This is a genomic window from Ilyobacter polytropus DSM 2926 (genome assembly GCF_000165505.1).
Taxonomy (GTDB): domain Bacteria; phylum Fusobacteriota; class Fusobacteriia; order Fusobacteriales; family Fusobacteriaceae; genus Ilyobacter; species Ilyobacter polytropus.
In genome coordinates, this window is record NC_014632.1 from 1,668,388 (window position 1) to 1,693,927 (window position 25,540).

The window sequence follows — 25,540 nt, forward strand, 5'->3', positions numbered from 1 at the left end:
TGTTTTACTTTATGATAATATAATATTTAAAAATAAAGAGTTTGTCAAAGGTATATTAAGAAAGTGTTGTATAACAGAGATATCTACTCTGTATTTTGAAAGGGACAATTATGAAAAAGTTTGATTTAACCGTAGATAAAAAATCACCGATACCTGTTTATAAGCAGATATATGAGTGTATCAAAAATAAAATTGACAGAGCCGAGCTAGTTGAAAATCAAAAGCTTCCCTCTATAAGGCAGCTCTCAATAAAACTAAATATAAATAATTTAACGATACTAAAGGCTTATAATCTCCTTGAATCTGAAAATTACATATATAAAAAACAGGGAACCGGTGCCTTTGTAAAGAAAAAAGAGATGCTCTTGTACTTTACCCCTCCGAAAGAGCTCATGGAAAGTTTTCAGTATCACGAGGCAGAATCACCCTCTTCTGAATACAAAAAATATCATATGTTCATCGATTTTGTAAGTGGGAGTCCATCAAAGGATATCTTACCCTATGATGAATTTAAAGAGCTCACAAAGGTAGTTTTTGAGAAAAATGGAGCTGAAATGTTTGGCTATCATGACACACAGGGTTATAAAAGACTTAGGTGTTTTTTAAGTAGAAAGCTTGAAAAACAAGGGATATCTGTATCTGATAAAAATATCCAAATAACATCTGGCTCCCAACAGGGAATAGATATTCTTATTAGAACACTGGTTTCAAAGAGAAATAATAAAATAATTACGGGAAATCCCACTTATCATGGAGCTCTCAACAATTTTAAAAAAGAGTGTAAAGTTTTTGGAGTGTCAGTTGAAAAAGACGGCTTTGACATGAAAGAACTAGAAGAGATACTGTCTACTGAAAATATTAACTTCATATACACTATGATAAATTACCAATCTCCAACTGGAATATGTTGGAGTGAGGAAAAAAAGAAACAGCTAATAAAGTTGGCTGAAAAATACAACACCTATATAATCGAAGATGACTGTCTCTCTGAGATATATTTTGGTGACAAACAAAAGTCAACATTAAAATCTCTAGATAAAGATAATACAAGAGTAATATATATCAAAAGTTTTTCTAAGGTTATCATGCCCGGCCTTCGAATGGGATATATGATAGTTCCAGACGAATTTATCGACCAGGTTGTTACGGCAAAATTCACCTCAGATATATCGTCTTCAGGTTTTGAGCAGAGAATGTTATTTGAATTTTTAAAAGACGATTATATTTCTGACCATTTTAAAAAGTTAAGAAAGATTTATAAGGCTCGATATGAGTTTACACTTGATCAGATAAATAAAAGCAAATATTTGGATTTAGTATACCCTATCCAAGGTGGTGTCCATTGCTGGATAAGACTCCCAGACAAAATAAACAGTAACATATTTTTTATAAAATGCCGATCTAAAGGGGTTTCCATACTCCCTGGAACAGTTTTTTTCTTTGAACAGATGGGACATGAGTATTTTAGACTTAGTTTTGCTTCTGTTAATGAGAACGAGATTAAAAACGGAATCGATACAATGAATAAAGTAATAGAAGAGATGCTTTATTATAATCAATCAAAAGAAAATTTATAAAATAAACTACTCTTTTATTTTAAATTAAAGTATTGAATTTATAAGGATTCGTTACTTTTCTCTTGAAAGAAAAGTAACCAAAAGTTCAAGCCTGTGAAAAATCAGCTAAATAACCTTGAAAATCCAAGAAAAACTCGAAACTCGCTACGCTCAGACAGTCGATTTTTTCTAAGGATTTCACTGCGGTTATTCTTAACGCTGATTTTGTCAATGGCAAGGGAAAAGAGACCGAAAACCTCTCGCAAAAGAGAGTGTTTATAGTTTTGGTTTTAACTCTGTGAAACTCTCTCTTTTTCTCTGTGTCCTCTGTGGCCAAAAGGTTTTATCCTTTATTCGTGTTAATTTTTTTATCTTTTATAAGATTTTCATTCGTGACAAAATCTTTTGACTATGATCTTTCGATAAATTCAGTAATTTACAAGAATTTCTTTCAAGTGGAAATTTTAATTAAATCATACGTTAAGCTAATCTTAGATTTTTACTAAATTCTCTTTATGTCAAAAAAAGAGCCTCAAAAAGGCTCTTTTTTTACACAGTTTTTTGTGTGGCAAATATTATAATATATATTTTAATTAATTATTCAACATTGTTAATTTTTCTCCAGTGGTGACAGGCAATCTGATGCTCTCCCTCAACAATTTCAAGTATAGGTCTTTTCTCTTTACATAAATCATCTGCATATTTACATCTTGTAGAAAATTTACATCCTACAGGAGAATTGAGAGGTGAAGGAATCTCACCTTGTAAAAATTCTCTTTTTCCTTTTTTCCCAGGCTCGGGGACAGGTATACTTGCAATAAGTGATTTTGTATAAGGATGAAAAGGCTCTGAATAAAGTTTTTTTGAAGGGCTAATTTCCATAACGTTTCCAAGGTACATTACCACTATCCTGTCAGAAATATGCTTTACAACTGATAAATCATGTGCAATAAAGATATATGAAAGGTTTAACTCTTTCTGCAATTTCATCATCAGGTTAATAATTTGTGCCTGAATGGAAACATCTAGTGCTGACACAGGTTCATCTGCAATTATAAGTTTAGGTTCTAATGCAAGAGCTCTTGCAATACCTATTCTCTGTCTTTGACCTCCTGAGAACTCATGGGGATATCTCTTTAGATATTCCTTCCTCAACCCTGTTAACTCCATGTATTTAATTACCAGTTCAGTTACATCCTCATTTTTTCTATGAAATTTCAGAGGTTCCCCTATTATCTCCCCAACTGTCATTCTAGGGTTTAGAGATGAAAAGGGATCCTGAAATATCATCTGAATATCTGGTCTTAATTTATTAAATTCCTCATCTTTTAATTCAGTAAGGCTTTGCCCATTATAATATACCTTTCCTTCATGAATCGGATTAAGCCTCACCAAGGCTTTTCCCGTAGAAGTTTTTCCGCATCCTGACTCACCTACAAGTCCAATTGTTTCACCTGGTTTCAAATCAAATGATATCCCGTCAACGGCCTTTATGTAACCGACAGTCTTCTTCAATATCCCTTTTTTAACAGGAAAATAAACTTTCAAGTCTTCTACTTTCAAAATTCTTTCTTCCATATTTATTCCCCTTTACTCAGATTCATTAGAATCACTATACAAGAAGCATCTTGCATAATGTTCTTTTCCAAAATAAACAGCCTCAGGTTCCTTTTTTCTGCAAATCTCCATTACATATTCACAACGATCGGCAAATTTACACCCAACTGGCAAATTCAAAGGATTTGGAACCATCCCTTCTATAACGTACAATTCCTCAACTTTTTCTGAATCAAGTCTTGGCATAGATTTTTTTAGCCCTTGAAGATACGGGTGTTTTGAATCATAGAATATATCATCCACCCTGCCATACTCGACTATCTTCCCACAATACATTACCGCTACCTTGTTTGCTGTTTCAGCTACAACACCGAGATCATGTGTGATCATCAATATGGCCATACCCAACTTTTCCTGCATCTCTTCTACAAGGTTAATTATCTGGGCTTGAATTGTAACATCAAGTGCTGTAGTTGGTTCATCTGCGATGAGAAGCTTAGGGTTGCATGCAAGGGCGATAGCTATCACTACTCTTTGTCTCATACCTCCACTCATCTGATAAGGATACTCTTTAAATCTTTTTTCAGGTGAAGGAATTCCCACTAGCTTTAAAAGTTCAACAGCCCTTTCTTTTGCTTTATTTTTACTTAATTTTTGATGTAATCTAAGAGGTTCCATAATTTGGTATCCGGCAGTTAATACAGGGTTAAGCGAAGTCATCGGTTCCTGAAAAATAACTGCAATATCGTTCCCCCTAATTTTTTCCATCTGTTTTTCAGAATAATTTACAAGATTATCACCATTATATAAAATCTCTCCTTCAACGATTTTTCCAGGTGGACTTGGAATAAGCTGCAAAATAGACATGGCACTTACAGATTTTCCAGATCCTGACTCACCAACTAGTGCCAAAGTTTCACCTTCGTAAACTTTATAACTTACACCGTCACAACCCTTTACCACTCCATCGTCAGTATAAAAATATGTTTTTAGGTCTTTTATTTCCAAAATAGGCTGTCTGTTATCCATTAGATCTAATTCAACTCCTTATTATTCGCCTTGACAACTTCTTTAATCTATAAGTTTCGAATCAAGTGCATCTCTCAATCCGTCACCAAATAAGTTAAATCCAAATACTGTGAGCAATATACAAATTCCAGGAATCACTGACATCCAAACATTAACACTTAGATACTGCTGTCCAGAAGATAACATCTGACCCCAGGATGAAGTTGGGGGCTGGATACCCAATCCAAGAAAAGATAAACCAGCAACAGTAAGGATAATATCACCTATCCTCAAAGTTGATAAAACGATTATAGGTCCTATACAATTTGGAAGAATGTGTTTTGTTATTATATGCAAGTCCGGTATAGCCATAACCCTTGCAGCAGATACATAGTCCATCTCTTTAACAAGTAAAACGGAACTACGGACAACCCTTACAAATCCCATTATACCCGTCAAACTAACAACAATAATTAAGTTTATCAGTCCTGTCCCAAAAGTTGACATAAGAACTATCGCCAGGAGAATAAAGGGAATCGAATTCCAAATCTCAACTATTCTCATTATTATATTGTCTACTTTTCCTCCATAATATCCAGCTGTTAACCCTAGTATGGTCCCTATTAAACTGTTTATCATAACCGCAAGAACACCTACACCCATAGCCACTCTCGAACCATACAAGGTTCTAGAAAAAAGATCCCTACCAAATTCATCAGTACCAAACCAATGAGCCTTACTAGGACCTTGTGATATAGAGCTCCAGTCAATTTCTACAGGATTATATGTGGCTAAAAAAGGTGCTAGCATAACAATATAAATCATAAGAGTGATAATCCCTAGACCAAGCATTGAATTCTTATTTTTCTTTAATTTTTTTAAAGCCATATCCCACTTAGACTTTATCTGTTCTTGTTCCCTGATTTTTTCCATCAACATTTTTTTCCTGAAAACAATTGAATACAGAACAGTAAAAAGTACAAATGATAAATATGATATTTTCGTGTCAGTGTTCAAAAGAGCTTTTTTAACAAAAATAAAAAGAAAGAAAACGTTTAAAGTTAAGATAATTATATGTAAATAATTTTTCTTTATAATATTTTTCACATTGCCCTCCTATTCGTAACTTATTTGCGGATCAATAAATGCGTAAAGTATATCGACAAAGAGATTAACTATCACATAAACTCCTGCAAGCATGATAACCGCTCCAAAAACAAGAGGTTCGTCTCTACGAAATACTGCATCAATAGCAAGCCGACCTACACCAGGCCATGAAAATACAGTTTCAGTTAAAACAGCCCCTGAAAATATTGTGGCAACCTGGTTTCCTATATTTGTAACAATTGGAATCATGGCATTCTTTAAACCATGTACTATAATTATCTTCATTTTTGTAAGACCCTTTGCCTTTGCCGTTCTCATATAATCCTGGTTGATAACATCTAGCATGGCAGAACGGGTTAGACGTGTTGTTGATGACATCAATACAAAGGATAAAGAAACACCAGGCAAAATGAAATTTTTAAATCCTCCTGTCCAGATATGTCCCCCATAACCAGATGCAGGTAATATCCCAAGTTTAACAGAAAAAATATACATCAGTATAATACCTGTAAAAAATACTGGGATAGATATTCCAAGTAGAGCTGTGGACATTGCTAAATAATCAAAAATTGAATTCCGTTTAACTGCTGAAATTATACCTACCGGAACTGATACTAAAACAGCTAATATTATTGCAAAAAATCCCAACTCAAGAGTTGCAGGTAGTCTTTGTATAACGATCTTAATTACATTATCCTTGTAATAAATTGATTTCAACTCTCCTGTAAAAAAATTTGTTATCATTTTTATATACTGAATATGTATCGGTTTATCTAAACCGTATTTTGCATTTACTTCGGCTATTGCTTGTTTAGTTGCATTTTCTCCAAGTAAAACTGTAGCTGTATCACCTGGTGCTGCCTTCATAATAAGGAATATTATCAATGACGCTGAGAATAGTATTACAACAAGCATGAGAAGTCTTCTCATAATATAGTTCACCATAAGTTTTCTCCCTTTCTCGTAATTATATTAAAAAATAGAGACTGCTTGGTTAAAAGCAGCCTCTTAAATGTTTATGACAAACCTTATTGTATATCCACATTATTTTCAGGTGTATATAAATATATATATCCCTGAGGCGATGGCTTAAAATTCTTAACTTTATTAGTATGAACCACGTTGATATTTTTGAATATCAATGGAATATGAATATAATCCGTTCCGATTGCTTGTCTCATTGCCTTGACATACTCTACTTCTCTTTTAGCTATATCTGCTGTATTTCTACCGTTTACCAGTGCTTCATCGACCACTTTGTTTGAATATTTTGATCTATTTTGTTTACCTGCGTCAGTATGGAATAAAGCATATGTCCATCTATCAGGATCAGGCACAGAACCCCATCCAAGCAGATAAATTCCTGCTTTACCATCTTCTGTAGATGGAAGTAAAGTTCCAAATTCAAGGGTTTGAACTTTTGGCTTGAATCCGTATTTAACTAAGCTCGATGCCATAGCTGTTGCTATTTTAGATCTAAAAGCATCTTGAGGTGATAGAATAGGAATTTCCATTCCTTCTTTTAATACTCCTTCTGCTTTCAATTCATCAAACAAAGCCTTCGCCTTTGCTTCATCGTATGGAAGTGCTTTAGATTTCATGTATTCTTTATCATTTGAAAATACCACAGGAGGTATCCAAGAATACGCTCTCTCTCCTGTGCTACCATAAATTCCCTTTATTGCACTGTCAAAATCAGTTGCATAGTATATGGCTTTTCGAAATCTCACATCAGAGTAAGGCTTTTGTACCGCTGAAAAACCAACATATTGAAATGACAGTCCAGGTGTCTGTTGAACTTCAAAATTTGAATCAGACTGAAAACTCATAATATCCTGAGGCAATAAACTAGATGCAAGGTCTATACCTCCGGACTTAAGCTCAACAGAAGCTACTTCGGCTTTTGGTATAGGTCTAAATATTGCCTGGTCAAGATTTGGTTTTCCTAAAAAATAGTCTTCATTTTTTACAAGGGTAATATGATCGTCTGGAATCCATTCTTGAAATTTAAATGGTCCGGTCCCTATAGGATCTCTGTCAAAGGCTTCCATTCCGACTTCTGCAATATATTCAGACGGTAAAATTCCAAATTGTGGTGATCCAAGTAAAAGCATAAAAGATGCATATACATTTTTTAGCGTAAATTTGACAGTGTAGTTGTCAACTACTTGCACTGATTCAACATCATTTAAATACTGCTTGCTGGCCGCTGCATTTGCAGGATCCATAATAGCTTCAATAGTAAATTTCACATCTTTTGCAGTCAGTTCCGTCCCATTGTGGAATTTGACTCCTTTTCTCAAATAAAATGTGTATGTTTTTCCATCTTCTGATATTTCCCATTTTTCAGCAACTCCCGGAGCTGGCTTAGACACATCATCTTTGTAGCTTACTAATGTATCAAATATATTTGCTGCAAACATTTCTCCAGTTAGGTCTGTAACGAACACAGGATTTAAATTTGTAGCATCCTTATCAATTGCCACCTTTAAAACTTTTTCTTTTGTAGTTTCTGCACTTGTCTCTTCTGTTTCTTTTTTACCACCACATCCAGCGAATAACAACACCAAGATAAATGTAAGTGATAAAAATTTTAATATTTTTTTCATCTTATCCCCCCTTTTTTCATTCTTAAAATTTATATTGATTAAACTTATATTTTATATACCCTGGTTTATCTTTAAAAATCAGCTAAATGATTTTCAAATAAGATTATAAATTTCAAAAAAAATTTGATTAATCACTATAATTTTTCAATAAATTTTTTAAATAATTCTAACATCTTATCATTTCCCCGTGCTGCCATCATTTCAGGATGCCACTGAACACCCAGCATAAAATAATCTTCAGATATTGATTCATACGCCTCAATAACCCCGTCTGATGATTCTGCACTTATTTTAAAACATGACGCAAGTTCTTTAATGGATTGATGGTGAAATGAATTTACCCATGCCTCACCACCTAAAATACTTTTTAAAAATGAATTATTTTGAATTTTTATTTTGTGAGATGGTTGAGCTTGATTTATTTCCTGCTGATGCTTCAAGAAAGCTTCTTCTTCCATATATGATAAATCCTGATACAAACTCCCACCTAAAATTACATTTAGAAGCTGCGTTCCTCTGCAAATACCTAAAATAGGTATCTTTAGCTCTAGGGCTTTCTTGAGAAACAGCATATCTGCTTCATCTCTTTCCGGTGTAATTCTACCACATTTAGAAAGGGTTTCCTCACCATACAGGGCAGGTGAACAATCTTCTCCACCTGTAAAAATAATCCCGTCTAAATTTTTTAACTGCTCTTCAATTATATTTTCATTTGCAATACAAGGCAAAACAAAAGGAACTGCCCCAGCCAGTATAACTGAATTCATATAATTATTTGCAACACATGTCATTTTATAATCATTAAACATCTTATTATTGATGTACAGACCTGACGATATCCCAATTTTTTTCATACTCCACCTCAAATCAATCTGACTTTATTATATAAGCCGACAAAATTAATATCGTTATTTTATCACAACTTAAAAATTTTATAAAGACATTGTGGAAAATCAATCCTAAAACTGTAGTACAACAGTCATAATTTACTGGGACAAACTATAAAAAATTCTGAACAATTCTTTATAACCTCTTGGTTCTTATTTTTTATAGACTTAAAATAACCTGGTTTTTTCGAAGAATTTTTAACTTTATCTCAAAAGACCACCGTTATCATTGGCACCGAGTTTAAAACTCTTCCATTAAAATCTATTTTATCTAAGACCTTTTTTTATCATTTTTTAAACATCTCGGAATTATATCATAAAAGGCTACTCCATAAACCATAATTTTAACTTATCATCCCTATATAAAAATAAAATCAAGCATTTATATGTTTTACGTTTCCACTTTTTTGATCTTCTAACTAAGGAATCTAGGACCTGTTATTATTAAATTTATATGTTGAAAAACTCTTGAAATACAACTATAACTTTTCAATTTCTATAACCATAGGAAGGAAAGGTAGTTTAACTTGCGAATAAACCCTGAACCCATTTTCTTCAAGGAGGGAGTTCTCTAAAAAAACAGAAAATTCATCTACCTGAAAACTTTTATAGCTGTTTTTATTGGGATACTCTTTAAAGGCCTTTACCTGAACAGCGGGAGTATAGGGGGTACAGCATCCTTTAGGATCGTCATAAGTTATTTCTAAAATCATTTTTTCTTTTTTGATCAAATATTTTTTTACATTTTCTTCTATTGATATTTCCATAATTACCTCCTATTATAATATCTTTTATTATACATTTAAATTAATTCAATAACTATAAAATCTCCCTAAAAATAAATTTTATTAAGTAACCTTAATTAAAATCTAGAATTATTTAGGTTTATTCCTTTAATTTTTTTGATTTTTGAGTAATACTTAATAATAGGAGGTGTTTATTTATGAAATTAAAAGGCATCAATGTACTTGCTGTCTTAAGTGACGATTTTGAAGATTTAGAATTTTGGGTGCCTGTTATGAGACTTCGTGAAGAAGGAGCAAATGTTGTCATAGCAGGAATTGAAAAAAATAAAAAATACATCGGTAAATACGGTGTACCAGCTGAATCAATCCACTCTTTTTTAGACCTTTCCCACGATGATTTCCATGGAATTCTAATTCCAGGTGGATGGTCCCCTGATAAACTCAGAAGATATCCGGAACTTTTAAAAATTATAAAAGACATGAATAAAGAGAAAAAAGTAATAGGTCAGATATGCCATGCTGCATGGGTCACTATATCCGCCAAGGTTGTAAATGGAAAAAATGTGACCAGCACCCCTGGTATAAGAGATGACTTGGAAAATGCCGGAGCTATATGGCATGACGACGCTGTGGTGGTTGATGAAAACTTTGTTTCCAGCAGAAGGCCCCCAGATATTCCCGATTACAACAGGGAACTGGTAAAAGCTTTTTTAAAGCTTAAATAACTTCCAAAAAACATAAAATAGACCGTTCTAGATTTTCAGATCGGTCTATTTTTTATTAATTTTTATAAAAACATATCTTTTTTCCAAGGGATACGACCTTTACCTTATAGCCTGCATCCATCCAGTTTTTTGAGTGGGAATGTCCACCATTTGACCACCAGGCCTTATAAGCACGGGCTGACTTTGGAAGTTTAAATCCTAAAATATCCTCTAGTTTTGATAGAGACACCTCTATACTCTCTGCCTTTTCATTTTTTAAAAAGTTGAATATTTTCCAGTATTTACCATACTTACTGTCCTTATTTTTAATCATATCTATGTCGCTGTCTTTCGGTATTCTTGGAGACTCTAAAATTTCATCAGAACTAAAAACAACTTTTTTTTCATTCCACACAGGTTTAATTATTCTCCGTAACTCTTTTTTTAATTTTTTCCTATTGGAGGTTTTTAAAAAATAAAGTTCTAACTTTGACTTTTCTTTATATGACCTCAATATAAGACTATTTATCTTGCAGTTCACAGTCTGAAACCCTTCAAAACAATTTCTAGAAGATATTACCCCATATCCAGAGTTGAACCTTAGTCCTAAGTTGAGACATTCACCTATATAAACCACCTTATTATCTTCCATTATGCAGTATACCCCGGAACTTTTTATCTTTGGAATTCTAAACTTACAAAATTTTTCTTTCCCGTAGGGGTTAAGCTTCTTTTTTTCCAAATTACTAAATTCATCTTGATGAGAGTGTTCAATTAAGTCACCCTTTTCAGTCTCGAGATTTATTTTGCATATAAATTTAAAATTATATCCTTCAATTTTCTTTATATTTCTTTTTTTATCTTTCATTTTCACCTCCAATTTTCTACAGAAATTTCTTTATTTTAATTTCTTTCATTATTTTTGGTTATATCCTTTTTAAAAAAATAAAAAGACCTGAAAATTCAAGTCTTTTTTTCTAAAAATCAATAAAATACATCTTTCAGAACTATTGCCATACAGAGAGTCAAAAAAACAGGTTTTACAAGTTTGGAACCTTTCTTACTTGCATATCCACTTCCAAAACGACTTCCTAGAATTCTAAAAACAGTTATAAATAAAGCATATTTATAATCTATCAGACCTTCTGCAGCATAAAAAAATATAGAAGTCACTCCCATGAGAAAAAGGAGAGGCTTCACTGTAGCAACTGCCTCCAAAAAATCAAATTTAAATATATAAACAAGGGCAAGGGCAAAAAAACTTCCTGCTGCCATACCGAAAAATCCCATATAAACCCCTATAATAAAGGTGACAATTATTCCCATGGCAATGGTCTTTTTGGTGAACCCTTCAAAATTGCTTTCTATCCCAACCTTTTTAGAGGTAAGGGAATGTATCACAAGGGCTATAAGTATCATAGGAATTAGTCTTTCAAGGACTTTTCCGTCCATCATAGCCAGCATCTTTGTCCCTGCTATGGTTCCTATAGCACCAGGTATAATTGCATATTTCAAAAATGTTTTATTTACATTACCATTTTTATTGTAGTGATACGCACTGGTACCGTTATCCATCAGGGCACTTAGCCTGTTGGTCCCTATTATCATTTTTATAGGCATATCCACCATCATCAGAATAGCCATTATGAGCATTCCTCCGCCCCCTGCAATAGCAGTTATAACTCCTGCTATCAAGGCTCCCACTGCGAGAATTATATATATCATATTCCACTCCTCTTAGCATATTTTTATAAAAATTAAAACTCTTGTATACAGTATAATTCTATATTCTTTATATGTCTACAAAAAATAATTAATTCTCAATTTTTATAAGTTTATTTTTAAAGTTCTGTATTTCTTAACACTCAGATTCTATAGATTTTACCCTGAAACGACAAAACAGCTGTCGGGGAGATGACAGCTGTTTTTCTAAGGAGAGGTTTTTAAATTATGCTTAATTTTTTATGTTCTAATCTTTTGACTTAAGTTTTTTAAAAAAAGTTTAAAATAAAAAACTTTAAAATTAAAAAAGTTATATGCCATATTAAATTATAAAATAATACAAACACTTTTGTCTTTTTTATTGTTTTTCATTTCCACTTTATTTACTTTTATGATAAACAATCTTTTTTATCATATTTTTGGATTTTGATTTAAACAAAGAGTAATAAGCTCACTGCCATGACTGCCATACCGCTCACCAGTCCGTAGATCGAAAGATGATGCTCTCCGTATCTTTGTGCTGCTGGAAGTAATTCATCCAATGAGATAAATACCATTATACCTGCTACCCCTGCAAAAAGTATCCCAAATACAAAGTCATTGAAATATCTAAAAAGTAATACATACCCCACTAAGGCTCCTACTGGTTCTGAAAGTCCAGATAAAAACGAATAGAAAAATGCTTTCTTCTTATCTCCAGTAGCGTAATATATCGGTACAGACACAGCTATCCCCTCAGGTATGTTATGAATGGCTATAGCCACAGCTATGGAAACTCCTAGAGTTGGATCCTTAATTGCAGAAGCAAAGGTAGCCAGCCCCTCTGGGAAGTTATGAATACCTATAGCCAAGGCAGAAAATATACCCATTCTATATAGAGAACCTGATTTATGTTTATGACCTGTGTGTTCACTGGCCTCCTCAGCTTCCATCTCTTCTAAATGGTGTTCCATATTTTCTATTTCTACCATCTCCTCTATACCTGCCACTTCATGTGGATTTTCAAAAGATGGGACAAGTTTATCTATAATAGCTATAACCATTATCCCCCCAAAAAATGCCAATGTAGTGACCCAATATCCATTTCTTGTCCCTAGCTCCGCCACTAGAGCGTCCTTTGCCTTTACAAATATCTCTACAAAAGAAACATAGAGCATAACACCTCCTGAAAAACCCAAGGCAATGGAAAGAAACTTTGTGTTTGTTTTTTTGGCAAAAAAGGCCATGGCACTTCCTATCCCTGTTGAAAGCCCGGCAAAAAGTGTAAGTCCAAAGGCGAACAATACCGTACTATCCCACATAACAATCCTCCTTTTATTTATCGGTTTTTATTTATTATAGTATATAAAAAGAGCCCCTTTGGACTCTTTTATAAGTAAAAGGTTTATTAATAATTTTTAGCCTGAACTTTAAAGTGTGCTCTTGGATGGTCGCACACAGGACACATTTCCGGTGCCTTTACTCCTTCAACTAAGTATCCGCAGTTTCCACATTCCCATACTACTTTTTCTTCTTTTTTAAATACATTTTCATCTTTTACATTTTTTAAAAGCTGCAAATATCTTTCTTCATGCTCTTTTTCTATTTTACCAACTTCACGGAAAAGAAAAGCTATTTTAACAAAGCCTTCTGCCTCTGCATCCTTTGCGAAATTTTCATACATATCAGTCCACTCATAGTTTTCTCCCTCAGCTGCATCTTTTAGATTTTCAGCTGTAGAAGGCATCCCTTCATGAAGAAGTTTAAACCATATTTTTGCATGTGCCATTTCATTGTGTGCTGTCTCTTCAAAAAAAGATGCAATGTGGTTATATCCCTCTTTTTTAGCCTGAGAAGCATAATATGTATATTTATTCCTAGCCTGTGATTCCCCTGCAAAAGCAGAAAGTAGATTTTTTTCTGTCTTAGTGCCCTTTAAATTCATAATTCCCCCTTTTATAAAATTTAATATATTTAAATCTTAGCATACAGAAATTTATTTTTCAAATATCTAATTATAAAATTTTTTAAATTAACTATGACATTTAGTTTCTCTCATCAGATTTGTTCCGGAGATAAAGAGGATTTTATTTTTTCTATTGCCTCTATAAACTGTATTCCGTACCTTTCAAATTTCACCTCTCCGACTCCGTGTATATCAAGCATATCCTCCTTGTTCAGAGGAAGATACCTGGCCATTTCGTGAAGAGTCTTGTCTGAAAAAACAGTATAGGGGGGCTTCCCCTCCTCTTTTGCTATTTCGTACCTCAGTTTCTTGAGAGCATCAAAATACTGCTCTCCCTCATAACTTATTTTTTTATCTACCTGTGCTACCTTCCTTACAAAAGTTTCCCTATTCTTTATAAATGAATAAGCTTTTTTAGTCAGCTTTAAAGTTGGAAATTCACCTTTCAGAACCTCTATATATCCGTCACCAATAAGCAAGTCTATAATAGCTCTTACCTCCTTTTGCTTATACTCTTTCATAAGTGAGTAGGTACTTATTTTATTTAAATTCCACTTTAATATATTTTGATTTTTAGATCCTGCCAATATCCCTACTATCATATTGACCCCAAATCTCTCCCCGGTTCTTCCTATGCAAGAAATTACCTTTTGTGCTTCGATAGTTATATCCTCTGTCTGACCTGTATCTAGACAGTTGCTGCAGTTGCTACAGTTTTCTATTTTCTCGTCACCAAAATATTCTAGTATATAGGATCGTATACATTTCGAAGTATGACAGTAATTCACCATGGCATTTAGCTTCTCATATTTTACATCCATGATCTCACGGGAGTTATCAAACTGATTATTTTCAATAAAAAATCTCTGAGTCAGTATATCTTTAGGATTAAATATAAGAATGCAGTTAGCTTCAAGTCCGTCTCTTCCTGCCCTTCCTGCTTCTTGATAATAGCTTTCTATATCTTTTGGAAGGTTATTATGTATCACAAATCTTACATTAGACTTGTCTATACCCATCCCAAAGGCATTAGTAGCAACCATTATGTCTAGCTCATCTTCTACAAATCTGTTTTGATATTCTTCTCTTTCAGAGTCCTTAAGACCTGCATGATATTTACCTACCTTATATCCCCTGCTCAAAAGTTCATTATAAATAGAATCCACCTCTTTACGGGTGGAGGCATAGATTATTCCTCCCTCACCACTGTGCTCTTTCAGATATTTTTTTATATATGCCAGACTGTTTACGCCTTTTACAGTAGTAAATTTAAGGTTTTTTCTGTCAAATCCATTTAAATATATATCGGGATCAAAATTCAAATTCCCAACTATATCATTTCTTACCTTGGGGGTTGCTGTGGCTGTAAATGCCGATATAACAGGTTTAGACTGAAGTTTTTTCAAAAACCTGGGTATCCCCAGATAACTTTTCCTAAAATCATGACCCCACTGAGATATACAGTGAGCTTCATCTACTGCAATCTGAGATATGTTCTTAGATTTTATCTGTTCCAAAAAATATTCATTTTCCAGCCTTTCTGGTGCCACATACACAATTTTATATTGATCTAGACTTATATTTTTAAATATCTCATTTGATTCTCTCTGGGATAAGGAACTGTTTATATATACCGACTCTATCCCTAGGGAATTCAAGGCAGTAACCTGATCCTGCATAAGGGATATAAGCGGAGAAATCACCAGCGTAATACCGTCAAATATCAGTGCAGGTATCTGATAGCATATAGATTTTCCACCTCCTGTAGGCATTATCCCTAAGGTATCTTTTTTATTTAAAATATTTTTAATTATTTCTTCCTGACCTTCTCTGAAATCAACGTAACCAAAATATTTTTTTAAAATTTCACGAATATTATTCATCTTACCTCCATATTTTATGGTGATTTTTTATTTTCCCTGATTATTCATTATATTCTTTAACTACTTTATAGTCCACAATAAAAAAACCTGTAAACTGACAGTTTTTGACACTGTCTAGTTTACAGGTACTTATTTCTTTGGATTCTTTTGTTATAAATTTGTGTAAAATTATTTGATATTTTCTCTTTTGAGTTTATCCATAATACCTTTTAATTCCATCTCATCCATTATAAAGTTAATCAAATTCAGCATTTCATTATCTCCTTTTGGAATTAAATAACCTAATTGACTTTTCGTCATAGGATTTGCTGTCATTGGAGATGCCAGTTCTTTATATTCGTTTGCATAATGCATCGCTTCAGGAGTCTCTGATATCATAACATCTACCTCTCCTTTCATGACAGCCACCGGTACATCCAGATTTTTCTCATATCTTATTATTTTAGCCGATTTTATATTCTGATCAGCAAACTTTTCATTGGTTCCCCCTATATTCACTCCCACCTTCACACCTGGCTGGTCTATATCTTCTAGAGACTTATATTTTTGTTCGTCTGCTTTTCTAACTATAGGGCATTTACCAAATACTAGATATGGTCTTGATATTTCAGCTTTTAATTGCCTTCCTGTCCTTCTTGTTATTCCTCCCATGGCAATATCGAATTTGTCAGCTTCCAGATCCGTAATAAGATTTTTCCATGTAGTAGAAACAAATTCCAACTCTACACCTATTTCAGATGCTATATATTTTGCCACTTCAATATCATACCCCTCATAGTCCTTCCCGTTATAGTAAGTAAAAGGTTTATAATCTCCAGTTGTTCCGACTCTTATTTTTTTATTCCTTAAAATACTGTCTACTCTTCCTTCAGCAAATGAAATCGCAGAAAATACCACGACCATTAGTATTAATAATATTTTTTTCATTTTATCCCCCCGATTAATTATTTAATAGTTAGATTTTACTTAAAAACACCATATAAATATAGATGACAATTTTATTTAATTTTTGTTCGATATAATTGGTTATAGAGCAAACAAAATCATACTAAATATCTATTTTCATACAAAAGATCTGAAGGTAAAAATAGAATTTTTGTTTATAAAATGATTAAAAAAAAAAAGAAACCAGGCACTTAGCTTGGTTTCTTAATTCAGTATTTATATTTTTTTTACAAATTCAGTTTTAAGTTCCATAGCTCCTACACCATCGATCTTACACTTAATATCATGGTCAGCATCAACTAATCTTATATTTTTAACTTTAGTTCCTTTTTTTACAACAAGAGAACTTCCCTTTACTTTAAGGTCTTTTATTACACTTACTGTATCTCCGTCAACAAGTACATTTCCGTTGGAATCTTTGTATATTTTTTCTCCCTCTTCAGAATTTTCAAGTTCTGGATTCCATTCATAAGAACACTCTGGACATACTAATAGGTTTCCGTCTTCGTAAGTATACTCCGAGTTACATTTTGGGCAATTTGGTAAATCAATCATAATTCATTTTCTCCATTCTTTTTTAATATTATTAACTTAAATAATCACAGGGTAATTCTCAGTCTTTTGAATATTTTTTTATAAAGTTTACCTAAAAGGAATTTCTTCCCATTTTTCATTTAACATGAGTGATATTTTTACACTTCCTAAAGGTAGTTCCTTTATCTCTGTGGGATCTTCTAAATCATCTGGATTTTTAAACTTTTCAAACCACAGTGTTTTTTCTCCCTTTTCTGGGTTTATTCCCTGAGTAGTTACATAATAACTATTATCAGGAACTTGAAATTCAACACATCCATCTTCATAAATATTGAGAGAGGTTACTTTTGTTTCTATAACCACTTCTTTTCCTTGGATAATCTTTATCTTCATGAGCTTCCCCCTTATTATTTGTTAATTGTTATTTTACAATTATAAACCTTTGTCAAAAATAAGTCAAAATATATAAGAATTTAACTCATTCAAAATATTATTCCTGTCTAAATCATACCACTATTTTTGTTTTTTTTTAAAAATCTAAAAAATGCAGTACAGAAAAAAGACCAGAGAATAACTCTGGTCTTTTTTCTGTACTTTGAATTCAACTATTATTTAATTGACTCAAGTTTTTCAAGGATTTTATAAAGTGACTCACTAGCCTCATATGGAAGTCTGTTAAATTCTCTAAGTTCACCTATAAAATCAAGTCTAGTCTGGATTCTGCTTTGTACTAGATTTATATAGTTTACATCATCAAAATTTGGATTATACCCTTCTATCTCCATGTATTCAATATTATCCACAGGTCCAAACTTTTTGAATCCGCCTTTTTTCTCAATTATAGACTCTATAATCCCTAATGTAATTTCCGGTGTTATCTTCCTGTGAAGAAAAAAACCTGTATTAAGTATATAGCACTCTATTTCTCTCTCTTTAAATAAAGACTTGAACTTTTTATAGTCATTACATAAAGGATAGGTCCTAAATGGATTTGCATAAGGCTCTATCACCAGTTTATTACTGTCTACGCCCTTTAATAAATGCTCTGCAGAAGACCTTTTGGTGGCTAGGGTAGCCCCTAGAGTTGCTGCCAGTGTAGAAGAATTTACTTTCATTACAGGAGGCATACTCTCGTCTTTCATTAGCCAGAATATAGCATCACATTTTTTTTCAAATTTATATGCTCTGTTTGGTGACCAGTACTTTGATTTGATAGCCCTTCCATTTCCGTTTCTTATATCTTCTGTAACAGGGACTATCTTACCCTGGTCATCCATTGTAGCGGCACAGTTTTGCATAGTAAGAAGATATTTATTGTCAGGAGAATCTGTAGGATAATCCTGGGTTTTATCAAAATAAGATGGCTCCATAGAGATTGATGAACCGTCGTCATTGGATATAATAAAGGCATCATCATGAAGCACAGTTACATCATATTTATCCTTATGTTTTGCATGGGTGATGGTAGATTTCCCAGAACCTGACAGACCGAAGACTCCAGCCACAAACTTGTCACCATTTGGAAGGTTGTATCTCTTTTGCCCCCCGTGACACGGAGTATATCCACATCTTGTGGCAATGGTCCATGCCAGTGTAAGTGTTCCTTTTTTATGTTCTCCGAAGTATCTCATTCCCAATAGGGCAGCACAGTTGTGATCTGAGTCAAAAAATGTGAGACCAACTGGATGATCTTCATGAGACCAGTCTGGATCAGAGTATACAAAGATATCTCCCTCTTCTATCGTCTCAGAATTATCATACTTTACCTTTATTTCATCATTAAAATCTTGGAAGTTGAGCATCCATGAATAAAGAACATTTTCATAACCTTCAGGAATAAGTAAGTGTGCCCTTACCATAAAGTCTTCATGCAGACCTACACATACTGAGGCTCTGTACATCTTCTTTTTTCTAGAGGAAAAAACAGCCTCCCTCAGCTTTCCTGCATATTCATTTTCATCAACGCCTCTGTCTCCAAGGATTTTTCTTGCTGCTGCAGTTCTTCCCGTTCTGTCTCCGTCGTTGAAGATAAGAACTTTAGAATCTTCCTCTAGACCTATTTCTTCAGTTTTATATATTGGCAGATCAGTTACTACTGTTCCCGGAGAGTTCTTTGCGAGATTATAAGCTTCTTTTAAAGTCCCCACGTTTATAACATTATTTCTGTAAAATGCTGTTTCCAGTATTGTACGTATTTTAGAGTACATCAATGGTGTGTTTGTCCCTATATCTTTTTTATTTAGACCTAATAGTGTAGACATCTCATTAACCCCCTGTGAACATTGTTAAGTGTAGTAGAATTATAACTACTAAAAAACAGTTTGTCAATGTTTTTTGGTTTTTTTTTGAACATAAAAAAGGCAATGTTTAATCAAAATGTGTACACTATTTAGTTTTAATGATATCTCAACTCTCTTTATAAATTAACAAATACCTGATTTTAGAGAATTTTTCCAAAAAAAAATGGGGAAACCCCATTTTTAATCATTAAAAAACTATAATTTTGGATTTAAAATTTGTTGAGTACGTTGAAAAATATCTAGCCCCTGCTGTTTTAGCCAAAAAGGTATATCTATGAGAACCCAATTTTCAGACAATTTATCTCCTTTACGGTAATAAACATCTACCACCTGCATATCTGCCTTTATTTCTCCGCCAGGTAGACCTAAAAAACCTCCGATTGGTACATTTGATAGATTTGGCCATCCAAAAAAACATGCAAAATTTCCTTCTGCAAATCTACATACATGTCCGTTGAATTTTTTATCCTTTAAATTATTCCTAAAAGGCAATTGGTGCTGGAGCTGATACCTAGGAATAGTATAACTGGCTCCTATACCTCCCGGTCCATACCAGATCATATCTTTAGACCAAGACTTTTCAAGAACTTCCGGTGGGCATCCCATGGCTCCGCTGTCATTTAAAGCTGAAAGATCATCAACCATCTTATTTACCAGGGCCAAGGTTTCTATTCCTTCATTTTCTGGAGCATCTTCAAAAAGTAAGCCGTTGTGATCCCTCGGTCCTGGATATACAAAGCATGACCCTGTTGAAGGTGGTAAAGGGTTGGCTCCAGCCTGAATCATAAATCCAATGATATCTATAAATATTCCTGTTTTGGTTATTTTATCGTTCTCAACACAACTAAATTCAGCATATCTTAGATTTATCATTTTACCAGTAGGTCTAATACCCATCCACTCTTCATCAAAAAGTCCCATAAAGTGACCCATAGACATTACCCATTTCTCTCCACTGATTTCATTTGTGCCACCGATGAATATGTCCTGCCTTCTCTGCATTCGCTTCAAAGATTTTTTTAAAGGTATCCAAAAATTTTCTGCTGTCGCATCAGTTCCATGTTGTTCCCTAAAAGGATACACTCCTCTAAATAAGTAGTCTTCACTCATATACTCTTTTAATACATTTTTTATATCTTCCACTCTTGCACTTTCCAGTGCATCAAAATAATCTCTGACTTTCTTCTTTGCCTCTTGATATTTTCCCATTAGATCCTCCAATAATTATCTGAATCTTAATTCTCTTCTTTAACCTCATCCCCTATACCCTCAATATGAATTTGTCTGTATACATCAAGTCCATCATAGGTCATCCACTCTTCTACAACCTTTCCATCTATCATCGTAAGATGAGAAATCCCAAGAATTTCTACCATCTTATTGGTTGGCTTCCCAAAATAACCAAGGCCCTCATGCACGCCACACAGTCTCCACCTGACAGCAACATCAAATCCATTTTCCTCTTCTCTGTCGTTATATGTTATCCGTTCTACTATAAAATTTGCATTGGGAAAAGAAGCAAATAAGCTTATGAGCATTCCCTGAATCTGCTGATGCCCTACCAGGTCTTTATCACATATATAATGCACAACTGCATTAGAAGCATAATAATTTTCGACTTCATTAAATAGCCTGTAATTATAAATCTTAGAGATCATCTCAAGACAAATTTCCCCGATCTCATCTGACTTTGCAGTGTACAGGCTTGGAGTCAACTGTCCCTTCATATTTTCATTTATTCCCATACTTTCCATCCCTGAGGTAAGTTTTAAAACAGAATTATTTGCCATTTTCTTAGCTACTTCTACAGGATCGAATCCAAGTTGCTTTACAATCCATAAGTTGTCCCTTACAAGCCACTCTTCATAAATTTTATTATTTTCAACTGCACAGTCTACAGTAGTCCTGAAGCTTACCTTCTTTCCTGTTGCTGGTCCAAAGGAACTGTCATTCATGTTTGTAGCTGTAGATTGTATTCTGTGAGATGACATGTATCCTCTCTCACCGTGTCTCGACCAGATGACATCCTGACCGACGAGTCTTCTGTCTGGAAAAGAGAAAAGCGTCTCTAGGGTTCCTGCAATTACTGATTTTATACCGCTGACGTTAAAAGACCCAAAATGCATATTCACATTGTTGGAGTAGGTATCATAAATAATGCCTATGCCTTTTTCTTCCCAAATATTATGTGTTATTCGTATAATGTAATCTACAAAATCCTTATATTTTGAATCAAAACCCTTTAAATCCTGATTTTTACTGTCTAATTTTTTATAGTCATTATAATCTAAGTTCCGCACACTATTTACCTCTTTTGAGTCACCATAAAAAATTATATTTTCAATATTCATCTTTTCTTGCATCTAATATCCCCCTTCTTTGAAAACCCTCTATAAAGATATTTTACCTATGTCCCATTTAAGATTAATTTTCCTCAAGATAAATTATTAATCTCTCACCAATAAATTTATCTATCAAATCCATGGTAGTCCCAACTCCCAAAGCGCATAAAACCGTACCTATCCCAACACCATATACCCCCTTTAGAAATACAAAGGATAATAGCACCGAAACAAATGTACAAAACAGATCAAAGCTTACCTTAAGTTTAGTAAATTTAAATCCACTTTTTATTGCAAGGGCAGTTACAAATCCGTCACCGGGACTGATTGTGATATTTGTCTTGATCATCAGATATATACCAAGAGATATTAAAAAGGTTCCCAGGGCAAGATGAAAAAACTGCATTACCAAGCTTCCCTTAGAAATAGTTGATATCATGAATATAGACATATCTACAAAAGTTCCAAATACTATAGCAAATATTAATTGGGATAAGTTTCTTATTTTAAAATCTTTTCTAAGTATGATCCATTGAAACATTATAAGCCCTATAAAAAAAACAATACTTATAAAACCTACGGATCCTTTTGTTATTAAGCTCAGCACAAAAGAAACAGAACTTACAGGAGACACACCTAAATTTGATTTTATAGAAAAGGCTACTCCTAAAGCAAATATAAAAACACCAATTATATATATCAATATTCTTTTTAATATAGATTTTTTATTAAGAAGTTTAATTTTTTCAAAACACTCCATATATTTCCTTCCACCTAAATACCTTTATAAAAATATATACACTTTTATAAAGGAAAACTACTGCTCTAAGTTACAGAGATGCTCAATTCTTATTCAGGATTTTACAAGAATTTCTTATTAATAACTCTCCCTCTAGTTTAATATTAACCATTTTTTCTGTTTTTTTCTCTATTCTATCTACCATCTCTTTAACAGTATAGTCCACCAACTCCCTAATAGGTTGTTTGTACGTAGTCAAATTATAATTGATATTCCCTGCCTCATCAATATCATCAAAACCCACAACTGAAATATCTTCAGGAATTCTGATAGAAGTTTTATTTTTTATATAATCAATCACTCCAAGTGCTATTGAGTCTGATGCACAAAATATACTGTCAATATTTTTATGGGAATTAATCAGTTTTTCTGCTGACTGAAATCCCGATTCATAACTAAATTCTCCCTGGATTTTGGTATAACTCATATTTTTAATTTTTAAAAAATCTGAAAATCCTGCCTCTCTTCCCTTGTTGGTTGAAGAATTCTCATTTCCTGAAATATAAGCTATTTTTTTTAAACCATTTTCATAGAGAAGTTCCGCTATTTTTTTGCCGCCCAGATAATTGTCACAAACTATAGAACTCAGTTTGTGCTCCTCATGGTTGATTCTGTTAAACATGAAAATAGGTATTTGATATCTTGTGCACCACTCTAAATATTCATCACTCAAAATTGCATTTGTGATTATTAACCCGGCAACTTGATATTCTAGAGCCTTCTTTAACTTATTTTCCATATTCTCAGATTCTTCCACATTGAAAATCATCAAATTATAGCCCCTCTCCTGGAATGTTTCAGCAAACATTCCAAGGGCCTTCATATAATATGAGTTTTTAAAATCATTTATCTCTATACCAATTATTTTAGTGGATTTTTCCTTTAATGACCTAGCTATCAAGCTTGGTCTGTAGCCTAGTTCATTGGCTGCTTTTGTTACCTTGTTTCTTGTCTCCTTTGAGATCAAATTGGAATTTTCACTGAATACTCTCGAAACTGTAGACTGAGAAACTCCTGCTAGTTTTGCAACATCTTTTGAAGAAATTCTTTTACCTGGATCTTTCATCATTATACATCCCCTTAAGATCATTCAAATTATAAGATAATTAGTTGTTAATCTCTTTGAAATGACCTACTGTTATTTTATCTTAAAGGTTTATTATCATCAAGAAAATGTATTGGGATAAAAAGAAAATCAACAAAGTTCATGTATATTTATCCATTTTAAGTGGTACTATTGATACGCCGTCTTCTTCTACAAGACCGCTATCTAAAAGTTTTTTTCTAAGGCCGAGTACGGTGTATTCTTTGATCTCTTCTTCAGTTTTTGATGAAGGCAGAATCAGGCTCAATAGATATCCTACACTGTATGTTGATACCAGTCCCACTGCTGGCTTCCATATCCAGCTTGCCCCTGCGTACTTTCCAAACATTAATGTGATAAAAAATCCTAAGACTACTCCTCCTGTTACCCCTTTGTCATTTGCCTTTGTGGTAAACAAAGCAAGGAAAAATGCCCCACACATAGGTCCCGATATATAGGAAATATAACTACCTACCGTCTCAAGAACTGATTTTGTCGTTCCAGAAAATCCAAGAAGCGTAAATATTATTATTACAACTCCCCATACTGCCGACACAGTCATAGACATTTTAAGAGAAGCTTCCTGATGATCTTTTGAAAAAAATCTTTCATAGATATCTTTTACAAATACTGTTGACATGGAGTTTAGCAATGAGTCAATACTAGACATGGCCGCTGCAAAAGCCCCTGCAATTACAAGACCTACAACCCCAACTGGAAGATGATTTACTATAAAGTCTATCATTATATCATTTGAACTTGTAAATTCTTTCCCCTTATAAAATACAAACAACAGAATTCCTATAGTTAAAAATAAAAAGTATAAGATGTTCATAATAAAGGCACTTACCATAAATGAATTTTTTACACCTCTTATAGATTTTGCTGTAAGTATCCTCTGTACCTGCCCCTGATCAAATCCAAAGTAACGAATCCACATGATAGTTCCTCCAAAAAGTGACGCCCAGAATGCATTTGTCTTGGAGATATCCAATGAGAAATCAAGTGCTGCCAGCTTCCCTGATTCTTTTGCCACAGCAATTGTTTCAAAGAATCCCATACCAATTCCCTTTAAAATCAGTCCTATCGAGAAAATAAGTCCACACCACATAATAACCATCTGTACAGCATCTGTCCAGATAACGGCTTTTATTCCACCAAGAAGGGTGTAGATTATCGAAGACAACACAACAATTGGAACTATAAGTTTTAGATCCCAACCTGTGATTCTCTGCAAAATCAAAGCTGGAACAAAAACCATAGAGCTAATTTGAATTATAGAATTGACAAGAAATCCTATTACTGTAAGCATTCTAGAACTTATCCCCAATCTTTTTTCAACGTACTCATAAATCGATGTTAGTTTGAGATGATATAAAACTGGTATAGTAGTATATACCACAAAAAATATAGCTAGAGGTACACCTATGTTTACCATAAATGGAGCTATCCCTGCGTTATAGGCCCACCCTGGAGCTCCTACGAAACTGTTTGCACTGATCATTGTAGCTGCTACTGAAAGTCCTATTGGTAACCAAGGCATAGATCTTCCAGCTAAAAAGTAGTCCTCCTGATCCTTATTTTCCTTCCCTAAAAACCACCCAATTACAAGTAAACCTAAAATGTAAATAATAATAATTGCCGAGTCAATCTTTGAAATCATAAAATCCCCCCTGTAAATTTAGTCAACATTTATGCATACGTATGCATAAATCTGTAAAAAAATATATATCATGCCCCCCCTAAGGCTTTTTAATGAAAATAATGAACTCTGCATTTCTTCATATTTTTAAATATTTTTTAATTTCAGCT

23 protein-coding genes are annotated in these 25,540 nt (G+C 33.4%); 2 read left to right on the forward strand and 21 right to left on the reverse strand.

All coding sequences use genetic code 11. The annotated features are described in order from the left end of the window. Positions 1–110: 110 nt before the first annotated feature. A complete protein-coding gene (gene pdxR, locus ILYOP_RS07830) occupies positions 111–1,577 on the forward strand; it encodes a MocR-like pyridoxine biosynthesis transcription factor PdxR (RefSeq protein ID WP_013388000.1) in 1,467 nt (488 codons plus the stop codon). A 576-nt stretch (positions 1,578–2,153) separates the two neighbouring features. Here the strand turns inward: pdxR and ILYOP_RS07835 are convergent. The 7 genes from ILYOP_RS07835 to ILYOP_RS07865 all read right to left on the reverse strand — a co-directional run bounded on the left by ILYOP_RS07835 (position 2,154) and on the right by ILYOP_RS07865 (position 9,491). Then, positions 2,154–3,134, reverse strand: coding sequence for an ABC transporter ATP-binding protein (locus ILYOP_RS07835; RefSeq protein WP_013388001.1), 981 nt, complete (start codon positions 3,132–3,134; stop codon positions 2,154–2,156). Between the two features lie 12 nt (positions 3,135–3,146). Beyond that, complete coding sequence (locus ILYOP_RS07840) at positions 3,147–4,142, reverse strand: ABC transporter ATP-binding protein (protein ID WP_013388002.1); 996 nt, start codon at positions 4,140–4,142, stop codon at positions 3,147–3,149. A 42-nt stretch (positions 4,143–4,184) separates the two neighbouring features. Continuing rightward, positions 4,185–5,054 carry an ABC transporter permease gene (locus tag ILYOP_RS07845; protein ID WP_222838850.1) on the reverse strand — a complete coding sequence of 290 codons (870 nt, stop codon included), beginning with the start codon at positions 5,052–5,054 and terminating at the stop codon, positions 4,185–4,187. Between the two features lie 183 nt (positions 5,055–5,237). Continuing rightward, complete coding sequence (locus ILYOP_RS07850; RefSeq protein WP_013388004.1) at positions 5,238–6,173, reverse strand: ABC transporter permease; 936 nt, start codon at positions 6,171–6,173, stop codon at positions 5,238–5,240. Positions 6,174–6,256: 83 nt separating this feature from the next. Further along, positions 6,257–7,837, reverse strand: coding sequence for an ABC transporter substrate-binding protein (locus ILYOP_RS07855; protein ID WP_013388005.1), 1,581 nt, complete (start codon positions 7,835–7,837; stop codon positions 6,257–6,259). A 134-nt stretch (positions 7,838–7,971) separates the two neighbouring features. After that, positions 7,972–8,691 carry a gamma-glutamyl-gamma-aminobutyrate hydrolase family protein gene (locus ILYOP_RS07860; protein WP_013388006.1) on the reverse strand — a complete coding sequence of 240 codons (720 nt, stop codon included), beginning with the start codon at positions 8,689–8,691 and terminating at the stop codon, positions 7,972–7,974. Positions 8,692–9,203: 512 nt separating this feature from the next. After that, on the reverse strand, positions 9,204–9,491 hold the full coding sequence (locus ILYOP_RS07865; protein ID WP_013388007.1) for a hypothetical protein: 288 nt from the start codon (positions 9,489–9,491) through the stop codon (positions 9,204–9,206). Positions 9,492–9,667: 176 nt separating this feature from the next. Here ILYOP_RS07865 and ILYOP_RS07870 point away from each other — a divergent pair, with 176 nt between their 5' ends. Continuing rightward, positions 9,668–10,195 carry a type 1 glutamine amidotransferase domain-containing protein gene (locus ILYOP_RS07870; protein ID WP_013388008.1) on the forward strand — a complete coding sequence of 176 codons (528 nt, stop codon included), beginning with the start codon at positions 9,668–9,670 and terminating at the stop codon, positions 10,193–10,195. 55 nt (positions 10,196–10,250) lie between these two features. On the opposite strand, the gene ILYOP_RS15175 is transcribed toward ILYOP_RS07870, so the two are convergent. From ILYOP_RS15175 to ILYOP_RS07940, 14 genes are all read right to left on the reverse strand, one after another. Next, a complete protein-coding gene (locus tag ILYOP_RS15175; protein WP_013388009.1) occupies positions 10,251–11,042 on the reverse strand; it encodes a GIY-YIG nuclease family protein in 792 nt (263 codons plus the stop codon). A 116-nt stretch (positions 11,043–11,158) separates the two neighbouring features. Continuing rightward, complete coding sequence (locus ILYOP_RS07880) at positions 11,159–11,899, reverse strand: sulfite exporter TauE/SafE family protein (protein ID WP_013388010.1); 741 nt, start codon at positions 11,897–11,899, stop codon at positions 11,159–11,161. 428 nt (positions 11,900–12,327) lie between these two features. After that, complete coding sequence (gene zupT / locus ILYOP_RS07885; protein WP_013388011.1) at positions 12,328–13,197, reverse strand: zinc transporter ZupT; 870 nt, start codon at positions 13,195–13,197, stop codon at positions 12,328–12,330. An 86-nt stretch (positions 13,198–13,283) separates the two neighbouring features. Beyond that, positions 13,284–13,820: a rubrerythrin gene (gene rbr, locus ILYOP_RS07890; protein ID WP_013388012.1), complete on the reverse strand. Its 537-nt coding sequence runs from the start codon at positions 13,818–13,820 to the stop codon at positions 13,284–13,286. A gap of 113 nt (positions 13,821–13,933) precedes the next feature. Beyond that, the gene (gene recQ / locus ILYOP_RS07895) at positions 13,934–15,724 is read right to left on the reverse strand and encodes a DNA helicase RecQ (RefSeq protein ID WP_013388013.1); all 1,791 of its coding nucleotides are present in this window, start codon (positions 15,722–15,724) and stop codon (positions 13,934–13,936) included. Between the two features lie 168 nt (positions 15,725–15,892). Continuing rightward, positions 15,893–16,651 carry a transporter substrate-binding domain-containing protein gene (locus ILYOP_RS07900; RefSeq protein ID WP_013388014.1) on the reverse strand — a complete coding sequence of 253 codons (759 nt, stop codon included), beginning with the start codon at positions 16,649–16,651 and terminating at the stop codon, positions 15,893–15,895. Between the two features lie 234 nt (positions 16,652–16,885). Further along, positions 16,886–17,224: a zinc ribbon domain-containing protein YjdM gene (locus ILYOP_RS07905; protein ID WP_013388015.1), complete on the reverse strand. Its 339-nt coding sequence runs from the start codon at positions 17,222–17,224 to the stop codon at positions 16,886–16,888. 87 nt (positions 17,225–17,311) lie between these two features. Further along, positions 17,312–17,596: a hypothetical protein gene (locus ILYOP_RS07910; protein ID WP_013388016.1), complete on the reverse strand. Its 285-nt coding sequence runs from the start codon at positions 17,594–17,596 to the stop codon at positions 17,312–17,314. Positions 17,597–17,811: 215 nt separating this feature from the next. After that, complete coding sequence (locus ILYOP_RS07915) at positions 17,812–19,464, reverse strand: phosphoenolpyruvate carboxykinase (ATP) (RefSeq protein WP_013388017.1); 1,653 nt, start codon at positions 19,462–19,464, stop codon at positions 17,812–17,814. Between the two features lie 234 nt (positions 19,465–19,698). After that, positions 19,699–20,712: a nuclear transport factor 2 family protein gene (locus ILYOP_RS07920; RefSeq protein WP_013388018.1), complete on the reverse strand. Its 1,014-nt coding sequence runs from the start codon at positions 20,710–20,712 to the stop codon at positions 19,699–19,701. A gap of 26 nt (positions 20,713–20,738) precedes the next feature. Next, positions 20,739–21,866, reverse strand: coding sequence for an ester cyclase (locus tag ILYOP_RS07925; protein WP_013388019.1), 1,128 nt, complete (start codon positions 21,864–21,866; stop codon positions 20,739–20,741). Positions 21,867–21,927: 61 nt separating this feature from the next. Next, entirely contained in the window at positions 21,928–22,605 is a 678-nt protein-coding gene (locus ILYOP_RS07930; protein WP_013388020.1) for a YczE/YyaS/YitT family protein, read from the reverse strand. Positions 22,606–22,687: 82 nt separating this feature from the next. Further along, complete coding sequence (locus ILYOP_RS07935; protein WP_049774858.1) at positions 22,688–23,713, reverse strand: LacI family DNA-binding transcriptional regulator; 1,026 nt, start codon at positions 23,711–23,713, stop codon at positions 22,688–22,690. 136 nt (positions 23,714–23,849) lie between these two features. Further along, the gene (locus ILYOP_RS07940; RefSeq protein WP_013388022.1) at positions 23,850–25,391 is read right to left on the reverse strand and encodes a sodium:solute symporter family protein; all 1,542 of its coding nucleotides are present in this window, start codon (positions 25,389–25,391) and stop codon (positions 23,850–23,852) included. Between the last annotated feature and the right edge of the window lie 149 nt (positions 25,392–25,540).